General features: G+C 74.5%; 14 protein-coding genes. 8 read left to right on the top strand and 6 right to left on the bottom strand.

The features are described from left to right. Positions 1-28: 28 nt before the first annotated feature. From AB0D45_RS29110 to AB0D45_RS29100, 3 genes are read left to right on the top strand one after another with little or no spacing between them, the layout of a single operon-like run. Positions 29-1,042, top strand: coding sequence for a MoxR family ATPase (locus AB0D45_RS29110; protein WP_361604871.1), 1,014 nt, complete (start codon positions 29-31; stop codon positions 1,040-1,042). After that, a complete protein-coding gene (locus tag AB0D45_RS29105; RefSeq protein ID WP_362464443.1) occupies positions 1,042-2,400 on the top strand; it encodes a DUF58 domain-containing protein in 1,359 nt (452 codons plus the stop codon). The genes AB0D45_RS29110 and AB0D45_RS29105 overlap by 1 nt, the downstream gene beginning before the upstream one ends. After that, a complete protein-coding gene (locus AB0D45_RS29100; RefSeq protein WP_362464440.1) occupies positions 2,397-4,880 on the top strand; it encodes a transglutaminaseTgpA domain-containing protein in 2,484 nt (827 codons plus the stop codon). The genes AB0D45_RS29105 and AB0D45_RS29100 overlap by 4 nt, the downstream gene beginning before the upstream one ends. A gap of 285 nt (positions 4,881-5,165) precedes the next feature. Here AB0D45_RS29100 and AB0D45_RS29095 read toward each other — a convergent pair whose 3' ends face one another. Genes AB0D45_RS29095 through AB0D45_RS29085 form a run of 3 tightly spaced genes read right to left on the bottom strand, consistent with a single transcriptional unit; the run spans position 5,166 to position 8,843 of the window. Further along, on the bottom strand, positions 5,166-5,792 hold the full coding sequence (locus tag AB0D45_RS29095) for a TetR/AcrR family transcriptional regulator (protein WP_362464437.1): 627 nt from the start codon (positions 5,790-5,792) through the stop codon (positions 5,166-5,168). 29 nt (positions 5,793-5,821) lie between these two features. After that, positions 5,822-7,912 (bottom strand): YhgE/Pip domain-containing protein, encoded by a 2,091-nt coding sequence (locus AB0D45_RS29090; RefSeq protein WP_362464435.1) that lies wholly within the window; start codon positions 7,910-7,912, stop codon positions 5,822-5,824. After that, positions 7,884-8,843 carry an ATP-binding cassette domain-containing protein gene (locus AB0D45_RS29085; RefSeq protein ID WP_362464432.1) on the bottom strand — a complete coding sequence of 320 codons (960 nt, stop codon included), beginning with the start codon at positions 8,841-8,843 and terminating at the stop codon, positions 7,884-7,886. Before AB0D45_RS29085 ends, AB0D45_RS29090 begins: the two co-directional genes overlap by 29 nt. A gap of 195 nt (positions 8,844-9,038) precedes the next feature. Here AB0D45_RS29085 and AB0D45_RS29080 point away from each other — a divergent pair, with 195 nt between their 5' ends. From AB0D45_RS29080 to AB0D45_RS29060, 5 genes are all read left to right on the top strand, one after another. After that, positions 9,039-9,521: an SAV_6107 family HEPN domain-containing protein gene (locus AB0D45_RS29080; RefSeq protein WP_362464429.1), complete on the top strand. Its 483-nt coding sequence runs from the start codon at positions 9,039-9,041 to the stop codon at positions 9,519-9,521. A gap of 73 nt (positions 9,522-9,594) precedes the next feature. Next, positions 9,595-10,353 (top strand): methyltransferase, encoded by a 759-nt coding sequence (locus tag AB0D45_RS29075; RefSeq protein WP_362464426.1) that lies wholly within the window; start codon positions 9,595-9,597, stop codon positions 10,351-10,353. A 306-nt stretch (positions 10,354-10,659) separates the two neighbouring features. Then, positions 10,660-11,061, top strand: a complete 402-nt coding sequence (locus tag AB0D45_RS29070; RefSeq protein WP_361610496.1) for a DUF3040 domain-containing protein — start codon at positions 10,660-10,662, stop codon at positions 11,059-11,061. 98 nt (positions 11,062-11,159) lie between these two features. Beyond that, complete coding sequence (locus tag AB0D45_RS29065) at positions 11,160-11,774, top strand: DUF4126 domain-containing protein (protein ID WP_362464423.1); 615 nt, start codon at positions 11,160-11,162, stop codon at positions 11,772-11,774. 31 nt (positions 11,775-11,805) lie between these two features. Next, entirely contained in the window at positions 11,806-13,233 is a 1,428-nt protein-coding gene (locus AB0D45_RS29060) for an NAD(P)/FAD-dependent oxidoreductase (RefSeq protein WP_362464420.1), read from the top strand. Between the two features lie 40 nt (positions 13,234-13,273). On the opposite strand, the gene AB0D45_RS29055 is transcribed toward AB0D45_RS29060, so the two are convergent. The 3 genes from AB0D45_RS29055 to thiE all read right to left on the bottom strand — a co-directional run bounded on the left by AB0D45_RS29055 (position 13,274) and on the right by thiE (position 15,898). Then, complete coding sequence (locus AB0D45_RS29055) at positions 13,274-14,179, bottom strand: hypothetical protein (RefSeq protein WP_362464417.1); 906 nt, start codon at positions 14,177-14,179, stop codon at positions 13,274-13,276. A gap of 49 nt (positions 14,180-14,228) precedes the next feature. Continuing rightward, positions 14,229-15,143 (bottom strand): methylenetetrahydrofolate reductase [NAD(P)H], encoded by a 915-nt coding sequence (metF, locus tag AB0D45_RS29050; protein ID WP_361611294.1) that lies wholly within the window; start codon positions 15,141-15,143, stop codon positions 14,229-14,231. Between the two features lie 116 nt (positions 15,144-15,259). After that, entirely contained in the window at positions 15,260-15,898 is a 639-nt protein-coding gene (gene thiE, locus AB0D45_RS29045) for a thiamine phosphate synthase (RefSeq protein WP_361611296.1), read from the bottom strand. Between the last annotated feature and the right edge of the window lie 124 nt (positions 15,899-16,022).

Here is a 16,022-nt window from a genome sequence, read left to right as displayed (position 1 = left end):
GCCCTGGGAAAGGGCCGAGGAGAACCAGGTGACCACGTACGACGACCGAGCGAGCCTCGCTGATCTGACCAGCACGGCCGAGCGGGTCCGCCGGTCGGTCGAGAGCGTGATCGAGGGCAAGCCCGAGGTCGTACGGATCGCGCTGACCGTGCTGCTGGCCGAGGGGCACCTCCTCATCGAGGACGTCCCCGGCGTCGGCAAGACGATGCTGGCCAAGACGCTCGCCAAGTCCATCGACTGCTCGGTCCAGCGCATCCAGTTCACACCGGACCTGCTGCCCTCGGACATCACCGGCGTCAGCATCTACGACCAGCAGCGCCGGGAGTTCGAGTTCAAGCCCGGCGCGATCTTCGCGCAGATCGTCATCGGCGACGAGATCAACCGGGCCTCCCCCAAGACCCAGTCCGCGCTGCTGGAGTCGATGGAGGAGCGCCAGGTCACCGTCGACGGCACCACCTACGCCCTGCCCAGCCCGTTCATGGTCGTCGCGACCCAGAACCCGGTCGAGATGGAGGGCACCTACCCCCTCCCCGAGGCCCAGCGCGACCGCTTCATGGCCCGCGTCTCCGTCGGCTACCCCAGCCCCGAGGCCGAGCTCGAAATGCTCGACGTGCACGGCGGGCTCTCCCCGCTCGACGACCTCACCGCCGTCGCGCACGCCCACGACGTGGTCAAACTGATCGAGGCCGTCCGCGAGGTGTACGTCGCCGCGCCCGTGCGCCGCTACGTGGTGGACCTGGTCTCCGCCACCCGCAGCCACCCGGAACTGCGCCTGGGCGCCTCGCCCCGCGCCACCCTGCACCTGCTGCGCGCCGTCAAGGCCTCCGCCGCGCTGTCCGGCCGGGACTACGTCCTGCCCGACGACGTCCAGGCGCTGGCCGCCCCCGTGCTCGCGCACCGGCTGCTGCCCACCGCGCAGGCCCAGCTGAACCGGCGCACCGCCGAACAGGTCGTCCACGACATCCTCCAGCGCACCCCCGTCCCCGCCGCCCACCCCCGCGGCGGCGAGATGCCGCCCGGCGCGGGCCTGCGGAGCTTCTGATGAGCGCCGGTGCCCCGCACGGCGCCGGCGGGCAGGTGAGGGACCCCGGGGGGCTGCGCGCCTCGTTCGCCGGCCTGACCACCCGGGGCCGCTCGTTCCTGGCCGCCGGGACCGCCGCCGCCGTCTGCGCGTACGTCCTGGGGCAGGGGCAGCTCCTGCGGGTCGGGCTGCTGCTCGTCGCCCTGCCCCTGATCTGCGTCCTCGCCCTGCACCGCACCCGCCACCGGGTCACCGGCAGCCGCAGCCTGGCCCCGCCCCGGGTGCCCGCCGGCGGCGAGGCCCGGGTGCAGCTGCGCCTGGAGAACGTCTCCCGGGTGCCCACCGGGCTGCTGATGCTCCAGGACCGGGTGCCGTACGTCCTGGGGCCGCGGCCCCGCTTCGTACTCGACCGGGTCGAGCCCGGCGGGCGCCGCGAGGTGTCGTACCGGGTCCGCTCCGACCTGCGCGGCCGCTACCCGCTCGGCCCCCTCCAGCTGCGCCTGACCGACCCCTTCGGGCTGGTCGAGCTGACCCGCTCCTTCAGCACCTACGACACCCTCACCGTCGTCCCGCGCACCCAGCCCCTGCCCCCGGTCCGGATGGCCGGCGAGGCGGCCGGCTACGGCGACGGCAGCCGCCGCGCCCTCGCGCTGGCCGGCGACGACGACGTGATCCCCCGCACCTACCGGCGCGGCGACGACCTGCGCCGCGTCCACTGGCGGTCCACCGCCCGCTACGGCGAGCTGATGGTGCGCCGCGAGGAACAGCCGCAGCGCAGCAAGGCCACCGTCCTGCTGGACACGCGGGAGACGGCGTACGAGGGCGCGGGCCCCGACTCCGCCTTCGAGTGGGCGGTGTCGGCCGCCGCCTCCACCCTGCTGCACGTCCTCGAACAGGGGTTCTCGGTGCGGCTGCTGACCGACACCGGCGACTCGGTGCCCGGTGAGGGCGGCGGGGGCTTCTCCTCCGGCGGGCACGAGTCCGCCGAGGCGGCCGGGCTGATGATGGACACCCTCGCGGTCGTCGGCCACTCCGACGGGAGCGGGCTGGGCCGCGCGTACGAAGCGGTCCGCGGCGGCGGAACGGGCATGGCCGCCTCCGCCGGCGACGGCCTGCTCATCGCCTTCTTCGGCGACCTCGACGACGAACAGACCGAGATGGCGGCCCGGATGCGGCAGCGCAGCGCGGGCGCCGTGGCGTTCGTCCTGGACTCCGCGGCCTGGGCCGGAGCGCCCTCGCGGGCGCAGGAGCGGCTGCGCGGGCTGCGCGACGCGGGCTGGACGGCGCTGGCCGTCCCGCCCGGCGCGGCCTTCGCGGAGCTGTGGCGGCAGGCCGGGAACGCCCCCCTCGGCACGGACACCTCAGGAGGCCGGGGATGAGCGGGCGCACGCGGGTGACGCTCTTCGCGATGCTGGCGACGCTGCTGACCTCCTGGTCACTGGCCCCGCTGGTGGAGTCCTCGGGCTGGCTGCTCCAGGCGGCCGCGCTGCTCGGGGTGCAGGCCGCGGTGGGTGCGGGGGCCCGGCGGGTGCCGCTGGCCCGGCCGCTGACCGTGGCGGCGCAGCTGCTGGTGTCGTTGCTGCTGCTCGCCTTCCTCTTCGCGGGGAAGGCCGAGTCCCCCGGGAGCGGGCCGCTGGCCTTCCTCGTCACCGATTTCGGGTCCCTGTTCCAGCAGGGCGTGCGGGACGTGAGCGAGTTCGCCATACCGGCTCCGCTGACGGACGGGATCCGGCTGTTGCTGCTGGCCGGGGTGCTGCTGATCGGTCTGCTGGTGGACGCGCTGGCGGTGACGCTGCGGACGGCCGCGGCCGCGGGGCTGCCGCTGCTGGCGCTGTACTCGGTGGCGGCCGGGCTGTCGACGGGCCGGGCCGGCTCGTGGTTCGCCTTCCTGCTGGCCGGCGCGGGCTACCTGCTGTTGCTGCTGTCGGAGGGCCGCGACCGGCTGGCCCAGTGGGGCCGCGTCTTCGGCGGCGCCCCGAGCTCGCGCGTGTCGGCGGCCTCCGGCTACGGGGGCGGCGCGGGCGGCGGGCGGGCCGTGGCGCCCGTGCGCACCGGGCGCCGGATCGGCGTGGTCGCGCTGGGTGTGGCCCTGGCGGTGCCGGCCGCGCTGCCGTCGCTCGGCGGCGGGCTGCTGGGCCCGCCGGGCGGCGACGCGGGCGCGGGCGGCGGGGGCGGCGGCACCATCTCGGCGGTGAACCCGCTGGTCTCGCTCCAGAGCAGCCTGAACGCGCAGGACAACCGGGTGGTGCTGAAGTACCGCACGGACAGCCCGCAGCTCGGCGAGCAGTACCTGCGGATCCTGGCGCTCGACGAGTTCAACGGGGTCAAGTGGGAGGCATCGGGGCGCCCGCTGACGGACGTGCCGGAGCGGCTGCCGACGCCGACGGGGCTGAGCGACCGGGTCCGCGAGAACGCCTCCGAGGTCCGCACCTCCGTCTCGGCGGCGGACACCTACGCCCAGCGCTACCTGCCGATGCCCTACCCGGCGACGCAGATCGACATCGCCGGCAAGTGGCGCTACGAACCCGCCGGCCGGACCCTGGTCGGGGACCAGCTCGCCAAGGACCGCTTCCAGAACGTGCAGGGCGCGCAGTACACCGTGCGCAGCCTGCTGCTGCGGCCCACGGCGGCGCAGCTCCAGGCCGCCCCGGCCCCGAACCCGCTGGTGCGGGAGGAGTACACGAGGCTGCCGGACAACCTGCCGCCGGTGGTGGCGGAGACGGCGCGGCGGGTCACGCACGGGGCGCAGGACGACTACGCGCGGGCCGTGCGGCTCCAGGACTTCTTCGCGGTGAACGGCGGCTTCCGCTACGACACCAAGGTGTCCTCGGGGACGGGCTCGCAGGCCATCGCCCGCTTCCTGGCGGACAAGGAGGGCTTCTGCGTCCACTTCGCCTTCTCGATGGCGGCGATGTCGCGGACCCTGGGCATCCCGGCGCGCGTGGCGGTCGGCTTCACCCCGGGCGAGAAGCAGGCCGACGGCAGTGTGAACGTCTCGATGCGGGACGCGCACGCCTGGCCCGAGCTGTACTTCGAGGGCGTGGGCTGGACCCGGTTCGAGCCGACGCCCCGGTCGGGCATCTCGCTGCCGGACTACAGCCGCACCGAGGCCCCGGCCCCGCAGCCGTCCGCCCCGTCCGCGCTGCCCTCGCAGGCCGCGTCGGCGCCGGCGCCGATGCCCTCGCAGGCCGAGGCGTGCCCGCCGGAGCTGAAGAAGCTCGGCGAGTGCGGCGGTCCGGCCGCCCCGCGGGACGCCGGCGCGGGCTCCGGCGGCGTGTCGGTGGGCGCGGTGCTCGGCTGGAGCGCCGGTGCGCTGGCGGTGCTGGTGCTGCCGCTGCTGCCGCTGTTGTGGCGCCGCCGGGTCCGCGAGCGGCGGCTGTCCCGCCCGGACGGGCCGGCCGCGGGGCCGCGGGACGGCCGGGCCGGTGACCCGGGGCCGTCCTCGCCGGGCGTGCTGGCGGCCTGGCGGGAGCTGGGCGACAGCGCCTGGGACGTGGGCATCCCGCCCGACGAGGCGTTGTCGCCGCGCCGGGCGGCGGGCCGCGTCGTGGTCCTGGGCCGGCTGGACGGGGAGCCCGCGCAGGCGGTGCACCGGGTCGCGGGCGCGGTGGAGCGGGCGCTGTACGCCCCGCCCGGCGCGGACCTCTCCTACCCGGAGCTGGCCGCCGACGTACGCCTGGCCCGTACGGCCCTGCTGGCCGCGCTGGGGCGCCGGGCCCGGCTGCGCGCGCTGCTGCTGCCGCGCTCGGCGGCGCGGGTGACCGCCGCCGCTTCGGTCCGCGTCTCCGCCGCCTCGGCGCGGGTGTCGTCCCTGACGGCGCGCCTCCGCGTCCGCCTCCCCCTCCGCAACCGCGGCTGACCTCACCGCGGCCGCCTCCGCGGACGGCTCCGCGCACGCGGGAAACGCCGGTGCGGCGGGCTCGTTCCCCCCGAGCCCGCCGCACCGGCGTTCCTGTTCCGGCCAGGACCCGGTCCGCTCCGCGGCCCCGTGTCCGCGGTGCGGGCCGAGCGGCCCTGTCCGTGGCCTCCAGTCTGCTGTCTTCGCAGGTGGGAGCCCATCCGTACACGTACTCATCTGTGCGTCTGAGTACGGATACTCAGTTGTACGCCGCCTCCCGGCGGGAGCGGCACCGCCGACCGGGGGTCAGCGGCTCCCGCTCACCCTGCCCCGCAGCAGCAGCGACAGCGCCGAGTGCACGTCGTCCAGGGACCGCTCGCTCTGGAAGGCCTGCCAGTCCAGCGCGGCCACCAGCACCATCCCCACCAGGGCCGCCGCCGTCAGCGGCACGTCGATCTCGGCGCTGAGCTCTCCGCGCTCCACTCCCTCGCGCAGCACGGACTCGACGACCGCGACCGCCTCGCCCCGCACCACCATCAGGGTGGACTGCCAGGCGCGGTTGGTCCGCCAGAGCTCGGCGACGTACAGCTGGGTGAAGGCCGGGTAGCGGTCGATGAAGACCAGGCCGGCCCGGATCATCGCGTCGAGGGCCTCGATCCGGCTGCCGCCGCGCGCCTCGGTCTCGTCCGCTGCCGCCCGCAGCGAGGCGGTGAGCAGGCCCACGCCGTGCCGCAGCAGCTCCTCGAAGAGCTCGGTCTTGCTCGCGAAGTTGTAGTAGACGGTGCCCTTGGCGACGCCCGCCCGCTCGGCGATCTCGTCGACCGTGGTCGCGGAGAAGCCCTGTTCGGCGATGAGCGTGACGGCCGCCTCGTACAGCTTCTGGCGCGTGGCCTGCCGCCGGGCGCCGCCGACGGTGGTGATGCTGCTTTCCATGGCGCTGATTCTCACAGGTCAACAGCCCCTTACAGGCTCAGTTCCGGGTGCAGCCGGTCCATCGTCCACACCTGCTTGCCGCGGGCGGCGAGTGCGGTGAGGGCCAGCGCCCCGGCCGTGAAGGCGAGGAGGACCGCGCCGCCCTGCCACACCGGGGTGAGGTCGCCGCCCGTGATGAGGCGGCGCAGGCTCTCGACGATGTACGACATCGGCAGGTACGGGTGGATGTCGTTGAAGAAGTCCGGGCTGGTCTGGACGGGGTACGTACCGCCGGCGGAGGTCAGCTGGAGCATCAGGAGGGCCAGGACCAGGATGCGGCCCGCCGCGCCGAACTTGGCGTTCAGCCACTGGATGATCGCCGCGAAGCAGGCGGTGACCAGGACCAGGAAGCCGATGGTGAGGGCCGGGTGGGCCATCTCCAGGCCGAGGCCGGGGGCCCAGTGGAGTACGGACATCAGCGCGCCCACCTGCGCGGCGCCGAGACCGACCACGGGCAGCCAGCCGGCGACGGCGATCCGCCAGGGCGAGGCGCCGGCGGCCAGGGCCCGCTTGTTCATGGGGGCGATCAGCATGTAGGCGACCATCGCGCCGACCCACAGGGACAGCGGGATGAAGTAGGGGGCGAAGCCGGTGCCGTAGTTGGGCGCCTTGTGCAGGGCCTGGTTGGCCAGCTGGACCGGGTCGGCCATGACCTGCGTACGGGCGTCGCGCTGCTGCTGGTCGTAGTCCGGGATCTTGCCGACGCCGTCGTGCAGGCCGCCGGCGAGCTGTCCGCTGCCGTCGACCAGCTTGAACATGCCGCCGTTGAGGCTGTGGGCGCCGTCGCCGAGCTTGCCGACGCCCTCGCCCAGCTTGCCGGAGCCGCCGGCCGCGGTGCCGATGCCCTTGTGCAGCTCGACCATGCCGTCGGCGACCTTGTGCGCCCCGCTGTTGAGGGCGTTGACCTGGGTGACGGCGGCGTCGAGGTCGCCGGCCAGGCCCGGGGCCTTCTCCACCAGGACGCGGGCCTTGCCCTCCAGGTCGGTCAGCTGGCCGCGGAGCCTGGTGATGTCGCCGCCGGCGTTCCCGACGAGGGTGTTGACGTCGCCGGCGAGCAGGGCGGCCTCGGCGGCGTCGTCCCTGGCCACCTTCGCGTCGGCGCAGAAGGCGGGGGCCGGCGGGGCGCCGGCGGAGCAGTACTTCGTGTAGAGGGAGTCGGTGCGGGTGGCCACCCGCTTGGTGAGGGAGGCCGCGGCGGGGGCCTTCTCGGCGAACTTGCCGAGGTGGTTGTTGACGACGTGGGCGCTGTCGGCGACCAGCTTGGCGGTGTCCGCCAGGTTCTTGGGGTCCTTGACGAAGGGCCGGGCCTTGGCGGCGGCGCCGTTGACCTTGTCGGCGACCTGCTGGGTGCCGTCCGCGACCTGCCGGGAGCCCGTCTCCAGCTTGCCGGCGGCGGCGTTGAGCTTGTTCAGGCCGCCGGTGAGCTCGCCGGTCTTCTCCTTGGCCGTGTCGAGGCCGTCGGCGAGGTCCTTCGCGCCCTGCTGGGCCTTGCCCGCGCCGTCCTTGAGCTGGTCGGCGCCGTCGGCGGCCTCGGCGGTCTTGTCGTGCAGGTCGGCGAACGAGACGAAGATCTTGTCGAGGAAGCCGCGGGAGGCGTTGGCGGACGCGGCCGAGCGGACCTCGGAGAAGACGGTCCGCGAGATCGAGCCGACGATGTAGTTGTTCGCGTCGTTCGTACGGACCTGGAGGGCTCCGGTGGTGGGGTCGTCACCGGCGCTGGAGGCGATCTTCGCGCTGAAGTCGGCGGGCATGGTGAGGGAGAGGTAGTACGTGCCGTCCTCCACCCCCTTCGCCGCCTCGGCGGGGCTGACCTCGCGCCAGTCGAAGGTCTTGCTCCGGCGCAGCTTGCGGGTGATCTCGCCGCCGGCGTCGAGGCGCTTGCCGTCCACGGTGGTGCCCTGGTCGGAGTTGACGAGGGCGACGGGCACCTTGTCGAGGCGCTTGTACGGGTCCCAGAACGACCAGAGGTACAGGGCGCCGTAGAGGAGGGGCAGCAGGAGCAGTGCGACGAGGGCGGCCCGGGGCAGCTTCCCCCGCCCGAACCGCTTCAGCTCAAGCGCGGCCAGTTTCGGCGAGCGCATCGTCCGCCCCCTTCGTGTCGTCGTCGTCGGTGCCGGTCGTGGTGCGGGTCGCGGCCTCGGACCGGGCCTCGGTAGCCGCTTCGGCTTCGGCCTCGGCTTCGGCTGCCGTTTCGGCTTCGGCTTCGGCTTCGGTTGCCGTTTCGGCCTCGGGTTCGGCTTCGGTTGCCGTTTCGGCCTCGGCTTCGGCTTCGGTTGCCGTTTCGGCCTCGGCTTCGGCTTCGGGCTGGGTTTCCGTTCCGGCCCCCGTGCGCACCACCGTCACGCCGTCCGGGGCTTCGCTGCACACCGCGAGGACGGTGGTCCCGCGGTCGGCGAGCGAGCGCAGCAGCGCCCAGGCCTCCCGGCGTTCGGCGTCCGAGAGCTTGAGGTCGAGGTCGTCGAGGGCCAGCAGCCGGGGGTTGCCCAGCAGGGCGATGGCCAGCGAGAGCCGCACGGCCTCCAGCCGCTCCAGGGCGCGGACGGGGGTCCGCTCGCCCTTGGGCAGGGCGGTCGGGTCCAGTCCGACGGCGGCGAGGGCCGCGTCGACGCGGGTGCGGGCGGTGGCGCGGCGCTCGCCGCGCGGGCGCAGCAGGGCGCGGACGGGGCCGTCGTAGCGGCGCTGGAGCATGGCTCCCTCGCGCAGCTGCTCGGCGACGGTCAGCGCCGGGTCGAGGTCGTTGACCCCCGGGACGGGACCGAGGGCGGTGATGCGGCGGACGGCGGCCATCTTCTTCGGCAGCCGGTGGCGGCCGATCTCGGCGTGGCCCTCGGTGGCCTTCATCCGTCCGGTGAGGGCCAGGAGCAGGCAGGTGCGGCCACTGCCCGAGGGTCCTTCGACCGCGATGAGCGCACCGGGCGCCGCGTCGATCCCCACGCCCCGGAACACCCAGCCGCGCGGGCCCTTGAGTCCGAAGCCCTCGGCCTTGACGGCCGCGCCGTGCGGGCTGTCCACGGCCCTCCCCCCTCCTTTTGAACTGACCAGTCAGTTCAAAAGCTAGCAGGTTCGGTGCCCTGTCGCCCGCTCCTGCCCGCATTTGGCGTGAATCTGCAGGTCAGCGTGATTGTCAGTGGGGGCCGTCACGATGGATCCACGAACGGAAGCAACCAGCAGGCAGCTGAGCACCACCGCAACGACAGGAGGTTCGTCATGGCCACACCGTCCCCGTCCCCTGTCCACCCCGTCCCGCGCCGGTCGGCCGCACCGCCGGCCGCCCTCGACCTGCTCGCCAAGGCCCGCAGTGGCCTGGCCGAGGCGGCCCTGCTGTCCCGGCCCAACGAGCGGTACGCCACCGCCCACCTGGCCGCGCTGCGCGCGGCCGCGGCCGTGCTCGCCGCGCGCGGGCGGCCCGAACCGGTGAATCCCCGGCGGCGGCCGCGGATCCGCAGTGCGTGGGAGGTACTGCCGGAGATAGCGCCGGAACTGACCGAGTGGAGCGCGCTGTTCGCCTCCGGCGCGGCCCGCCGGGCCCGGGCCGAGGCGGGGATACCGGATGCGGCGACCTGCCGGGACGCGGACGACCTCGTACGGGAGGCGGGGATGTTCGTACGGCTGGTGGAGCGGATGCTCGCGCTCCAGCCCGTGACGCAGGCCCTGCCGCAGCCGCGCCCGGAGCGTCCTCACGCCGGATGAGCTGCCCGGTCGGCCGAGGCAATAGGGTGGGTTCCGCACCGCCCCACCCTTACGCGCCGAGGAGCCACCAGCCGTGTCGGACACTTCCCGCCCCCGTGCCTCCCTCCGCACCGCCGTGGTGTGGGAGGTACTCAAGGAGGCCCTCGACCGCCGGGTGAAGGCGTCCGGGCGGGAGGTCCTCGAGGTGCTGGACACCGGCGGCGGCACCGGCAAGTTCGCCGTGCCGGTGGCCCGGCTGGGCCACCGGGTGACCGTGGTCGACCCCAGCCCGAACGCGCTGTTCGGGCTGGAGCGCCGGGTCGCCGAGGCGGGCGTCGCCGACCTGGTGCGCGGGGTCCAGGGCGATGCCCAGGGCCTGCTGGACGTGGTCGGCCGGGAGTCGTACGACGTCGTGCTCTGCCACGGCGTGCTGGAGTACGTGGACGACCCGGCCGAGGGCGTGGCCAACGCGGTCGCCGCCCTGCGCCCGGGCGGCGTCCTCAGCCTGCTCGGCGCAGGCGTCGGCGGAGCCGTGCTGGCGCGGGCGCTCGCCGGGCACTTCACCGAGGCCCGCACCGCCCTCACCGACCCGGCCGGACGCTGGGGCTCCGGCGACCCGGTCCCACGCCGCTTCACCGCCGAGCAGCTGAGCGCGCTGGTCCGCGACGCCGGCCTGGAGGTCGGTGCGGTCCACGGCGTCCGGATCTTCGCCGACCTGGTTCCCGGGGTGCTCGTGGACACCGAGCCCGGGGCGGTCGAGGCGCTGCTGCGCCTGGAGGAGGCCGCCGCCGAGCTGCCCGCCTTCCACGCGGTGGCCACGCAGCTGCACGTCCTGGGCGAGAAGCCCGCCTGATCTGCGGCCTTGCTCGGACGGGCTCCGGCGGATCCCCTCCCATCGGGCGCGCCGACCCGTATGATCGGGTGCACCGGTCGGCATGGCGGACTGCTCATTGGGGAATAAGCGCCTCATTGGCCGCCTTGGCGACGGTACGTTCGAAGCAGCCGTTCGTTCGGCACCGGTTCCGGCGCGCTGGTTCGCCAGGCCGGTGGATTGCAGAATGTGGCGTTGAGGGCGGGTATCACGGGGGCGATTCCCCGCCTATCCTGAAGGGGACCCCTGGTCGCTACCCCCCGCGACCGACGGATGAGGAGGACTCCCGTGCCGCTCTCGGAGCACGAGCAGCGAATGCTCGAGCAGATGGAGCGAGCGCTGTACGCCGAAGACCCCAAGTTCGCGACAGCGCTTGAGGGCAGTGGACTGCGCACGTACACCCGGCGACGGGTCTACCAGGCAGTCGTAGGCATTGTGGTGGGTATCGCGCTCCTCATGACTGGTGTGATCTGGCAGGAAGTGCTCTGGATCAGCGTGGTGGGATTCCTCGTCATGCTGGCCTGTACGGTCCTCGTGGTCACCGGTTGGCGCAAGGCACCCAAGCCCGGCGAGCAGCCCGTCTCCGGAAGTTCAGGCGGTGCGGCCCACGGCCGCAACCGGCAGCGTCGGTCGATGATGACCCGTATCGAGGAACGGTGGCAGCGCCGCCGCGACGAGCAGGGGCAGTAGCCCCGCACACACGTACCGGTGAGGGGACGGCCGCGCTCGCGGCCGTCCCCTCACCGTTTCTGCCCACCTGATCGCCGGCGCTGCGGCATGCTGGCCGGATGAGTGTGCTCCCCCTGGTCTTCACCAGCGGCTGGGCCAGCGGGATCAACGCCTACGCCGTGGTCCTGCTGCTCGGCATCTTCGGCGCGACCGGCCTGTCCGACGAGGTTCCGGCCTCGCTCCAGCGCACCGACGTCCTGGTCGTCGCGGGCGTGCTGTTCCTGTGCGAGGCGGTGGCCGACAAGGTCCCGTACGTGGACTCGCTGTGGGACACGGCCCACACCGTGATCCGGCCCGTCGCCGGCGCGGTGGTCGGCGCCCTCCTCGCCGGGCAGAGCGGCTCGCTCCCCGACCTCGCCGCCGGCGCGGTCGGCGGGTCCACCGCGCTGGCCAGCCACTTCGTCAAGGCCGGCACCCGCATGGCCGTCAACACCTCGCCCGAGCCGTTCACCAACATCGTGCTGAGCACCGCCGAGGACCTGGGCGTGGCCGGCATCGTCACCTTCGCCATGTTCAACCCGCAGGCCGCCGCGGTCATCGCCGCCGTGCTGCTGGCCATCGGACTGGCCCTGCTGGTCTTCCTGTGGAGCCGGATCCGGCGCTTCCGGCGGCGACGGGCCCAGCGCCGCGAGGAGAAGCGGCTGGCCGCCGCCGCCGGGGCACCGCCCCGCTGACCCGCTGACCTCGCTCGATAGGCTCAGCGGCATGGCAAGAATTGCGGTGATCGGCGCCGGCATGGGCGCGATGGCGACGGCGGCCCGGCTGGCCGTGGCGGGGCACCAGGTGACGGTGTACGAACGCGGGTCCACGTACGGCGGCTCCCTCGGCCGGTTCGAACGCGACGGCTTCGCCTTCGACACGGGGCCCGGGGTGCTGCACCTGCCCGCCGTCTACCGCGACCTGTTCGTCAAGACCGGCAAGCGGCCCCTCGAGGACTGCGTCGGGATGGTGCAGCTGGACCCCGCCGTCCGGCACGTCCTGGACGGCGCCGCCGTCACCCTCCCCGGCGCCTCCCGGGGCGGGGTCGCCGCCGCCCTGGACGAGGCCTTCGGAGCGGGCGCGGGCGAACGCTGGAACGCCCTGCTGGGCCGCGCCCGTGACACCTGGGACGCCACCCGCCGCCCCCTGCTCGAGGAGCCGCTGCGCCCCGACTGGCAGGTGCTGGGCCGCGACCCGTACCCGGCGCTGCGCGGGAGCGGCCTGCTGCGCCGCCGTACGCCGACGCTGGCCGAGGTGGCCCGGCGCGAGCTCGGCGGCGGGCTCGGCGAGCTGCTGGCCGGCCGGGTCCTGGCGTACGGGCTGGACCCGGACACCGTGCCCGCCGCGGCGGCCGCGCTGCCGTACATGGAGCAGACCTTCGGCAGCTGGTACGTGCGGGGCGGCATGCGCGAGCTGGCCACCGCCGTGTACGAGCGCTGCCGGGAGCGGAAGGTGGAGTTCGTCTTCGGGGCGGCCGTCCGCGCGGTCCTGACCCGCGACGGCCGGGCGGCCGGGGTACGGCTGGCCGACGGCACCGAGGCCGCCGCCGACCAGGTCGTCTGCGGCATCGACCCGAGGCAGCTGCCGGGCGCCTCGGTGCCGCGCGGCGGCGTACCGGCCCGGGGGTCGCAGGTGCCCGGGCGGCTGACGCTGCTGCTGGCCCTGCGCGGCGCCCGCCCGGCGGACGCCGTCCACCGCACGCTGGTGCACTCCCCCGGCTCCGCCGGCGTCCAGCTGGTGACGGTGCTGCGCCCGGACGACCCGGCCACGCGCCCGGACGCGGACCACGAGGCGGTCACGGTGAGCGCCGTGTGCGGGCCCGCGGGCGGTGCGCCGGTCCCGGACCCGGAGAAGCTGCTGGACCTCGCCGCGAAGGCCGTCCCGGGGCTGCGGGGGCGGCTGCTGTGGCAGGAGGTGCGCACCCCGCAGGACGTGGAGGCGGACACGGGCGCGCTCGGCGGTTCGGTGCCGGCGCCCGCGCTGCCGGGGGACGGCGGCCGGCTGCTGTACCCGGCCAACACCACGGCCCTGCCCGGGCTGTACCTCGCGGGCGGCTGGGCGCACCCCGGCGGCGGGCTCGCCCACGCCGGGATGACGGGGGCCCTGGTGGCCGGGCTGATCGTGGAGGGGGCGGGGTTCCGGGGCTCGCAGTGAGCCCCGGCCCGCCGGGCCCGGGCCGGGAACGGCCGCCGCGTCAGTTGCGGTACTGGCCGTACTCCCCGTTGCCCGGGTAGGGGTACGGGTACTCCTGCGGCTGCTGGGGGTCCTGCTCCGGGTAGGGCTGCGGGGCGGCGTCGGTGGCGCGCTGCTGCGGGACCCAGACCCCGCCGGGCGGGGTGTCCATGGAGTACTGCTGCTGGGCCGGGTCACCGTACGGCGGGTAGGCCGCGCCGTCGTAGGGCGGGGCCGGGGAGACCTCGCCGCCGGTGCCGATGTACGGGTCCGAGTAGGCGGCGTAGACCTGCTGGCCGCCCGCGGGGTAGGTGCCGGAGTAGTCGTAGCCGCCCTGGCCCTGTTGCTGGTCGTAGTAGGCCGCGTACTGGTGGGCGTCCTGCTCGGCCGTGGTGAACGGCGACGCGAAGGGCGTCTCGGCGCCGGGCTGCTGGGGCGTCGGAGGCTGCTGGGGCTGCTGGGGCTGCTGGGGGACGAAGCTCTGTATCCCGTACGAGCCGGTCTCCTCGGGCACCGGCTGCGGGGTGAACACCGCGCCCTCGGCGCCCGTGTCCCCGGCGGGGCCCGTGGCCTCGGAGCCGTACTCCAGCGAGGTGACCTCCAGCGCGGGCTCCGGGCGCGGCGCGCCCCCGGAGCGGCGGCGTCTGCCCTGCGGCTCCGGCGGTGCGGGCCGCCCGCGGCGCAGCGACCAGCCGGCCACGAAGCCCTTGCGGAAGGAGAGCGTGACCAGGGTCTGGCCGACGGCGAACGCGGTCGCGCCGACGGCGATCACGAGCACCGACGGCAGCACCACCCCGGCCACCACGCCGACGAAGCCGGTGAAGGCGAGCAGGCGCCAGCGCAGCCGGGCCTTGTACTGCATCAGGACCTCGGCAAGCAGCCACAGCGCGACGATGCCGAACGCGATGTAGAGGACCGTCATTCCCATGCAAGGCCCCTCTCGGTACGGCCGCCGCGCGGGAAGAGGAGACGGCCGGTCAGGCCCGCTGGTGCAGGCCCAGGTTCTCGTAGATCTCGAGGGTCGCCGTGGAATTGTTCAGCGTGATGAAGTGCAGCCCCGGGACACCCTCGGACAGCAGCCGCGCGCAGAACTCCGTGGCGAACTCGATGCCAATGGAGCGTACAGCGGCCGGATCGTCCTTGACGGCGAGCATGCGTTCTTTGACCGCGTCGGGGAAGACCGCGGTGCTCAGCTGGGGCAGCCGGTCGAGCTGCTTGATGCCCACAACAGGCATGACCTCGGGGATGATCGGGGTCTCGCAGCCCGCCTTCGCGACGCTGTCGCGCAGCCGCAGATAATTCTCCGGGTCGAAGAACATCTGGGTGATGGCGTAGTCCGCGCCGGCGCGGCACTTGTCCACGAAGTGCCGGATGTCCGAGTCCCAGTCCGCCGAGCGCGGGTGCATCTCGGGGAAGGCGGCGACGCCGACGCAGAAGTCGCCGGACTCCTTGAGCAGCCGGACCAGGTCGGCCGCGTAGTCCACGCCCTCGGGGTGCCTGACCCAGGGGCCCATGGGGTCGCCCGGCGGGTCGCCGCGCAGCGCGAGCATGTTGCGGATGCCGGCGTCGGCGAACTGGCCGATGACGTGCCGCAGCTCGGCGACGGAGTGGTCCACCGCGGTCAGGTGCGCGACGGGCGTCAGGGTGGTGTCGGCGGCGATCTGCTGGGTGGCGCGGACGGTGCCGCCCCGGGTGGAGCCGCCGGCTCCGTACGTCACGGAGACGAAGCTCGGGGAGACCGCCTCGATCCGGCGGAGCGCGTTCCAGAGGTTGCGCTCGCCCTTCTCGGTCTTGGGAGCCCAGAACTCGAAGGAATACGAGGCTCCGGACGCGAGGAGGTCGCGGACCGTGTGCGCACGATCCGACCAGGTGGAAGCGGTACCAAGGGCCATACCGGCAGGTTAGACGTGCCCCGGCGGACGCCGAAGCGATGTCCATCCCTTGGACAGATTTTTGGACACCCTGAGACGCGGACGCGCCCGCCCGGGCTCCCGGGCGCGCTCCGCCGTCAGGCGAGACGGGCGCGGACCCGCTTGGCGAGTTCGGCGGCCGCGGCGCCGGGGTCGGTGGCCTCGGTGAGGGCGCGGACGACGACCACGCGGGTGGCGCCGGCGTCCAGGACCTCGTCCAGGTTGGAGCCGTCGATGCCGCCGATCGCGAACCACGGGCGGTCCTGGGCGAGGGAGGCCGCGTACCGGACGAGGTCGAGGCCGGGGGCGTGCCGGCCGGGCTTGGTGGGGGTGGGCCAGCAGGGGCCGGTGCAGAAGTAGTCGACGCCGGCCTCGGCGACGGCGGCGTCGACCTCGGACTCGGCGTGGCAGGAGCGGCCCACCAGGACCCGGTCGCCGAGGATGGCGCGGGCCGCGGGGACGGGTATGTCCCCCTGGCCGAGGTGCAGGACGTCGGAGCCGATGGCGTGCGCGACGTCGGCGCGGTCGTTGACGGCGAGGAGCTTGCCGTGGCGGCGGGCGGCCTCGGCGAAGACCTGGAGGTGTTCGAGTTCCTCGCCCGCCTCCATGCCCTTGTCGCGGAGCTGGACGATGTCGACCCCGCCGGCCAGGACGGCGTCGAGGAACTCGGGGAGGTCGCCCTGCCGCTTGCGCGCGTCCGTGCACAGGTAGAGCCGGGCGTCGGACAGCTGCTGCATGGGAGTACCCCCGTGGTCGTGGCGGTGGGGGGGGCGGCCGGGGGGGGGCCCCCCCCCCGGGGGGGCCGCCGGCGAAGGGGGGGGGGCGGGCGGCGGCCCCGGGGCACCCGCGGCCCCGATAAGG

It is taken from the genome of Streptomyces sp. NPDC048352 (assembly GCF_040651895.1).
In the GTDB taxonomy this organism is placed as follows: domain Bacteria; phylum Actinomycetota; class Actinomycetes; order Streptomycetales; family Streptomycetaceae; genus Streptomyces.
Note: the sequence above shows the minus strand (reverse complement) of the source record. Positions and strands in the feature narration are given on the sequence as shown.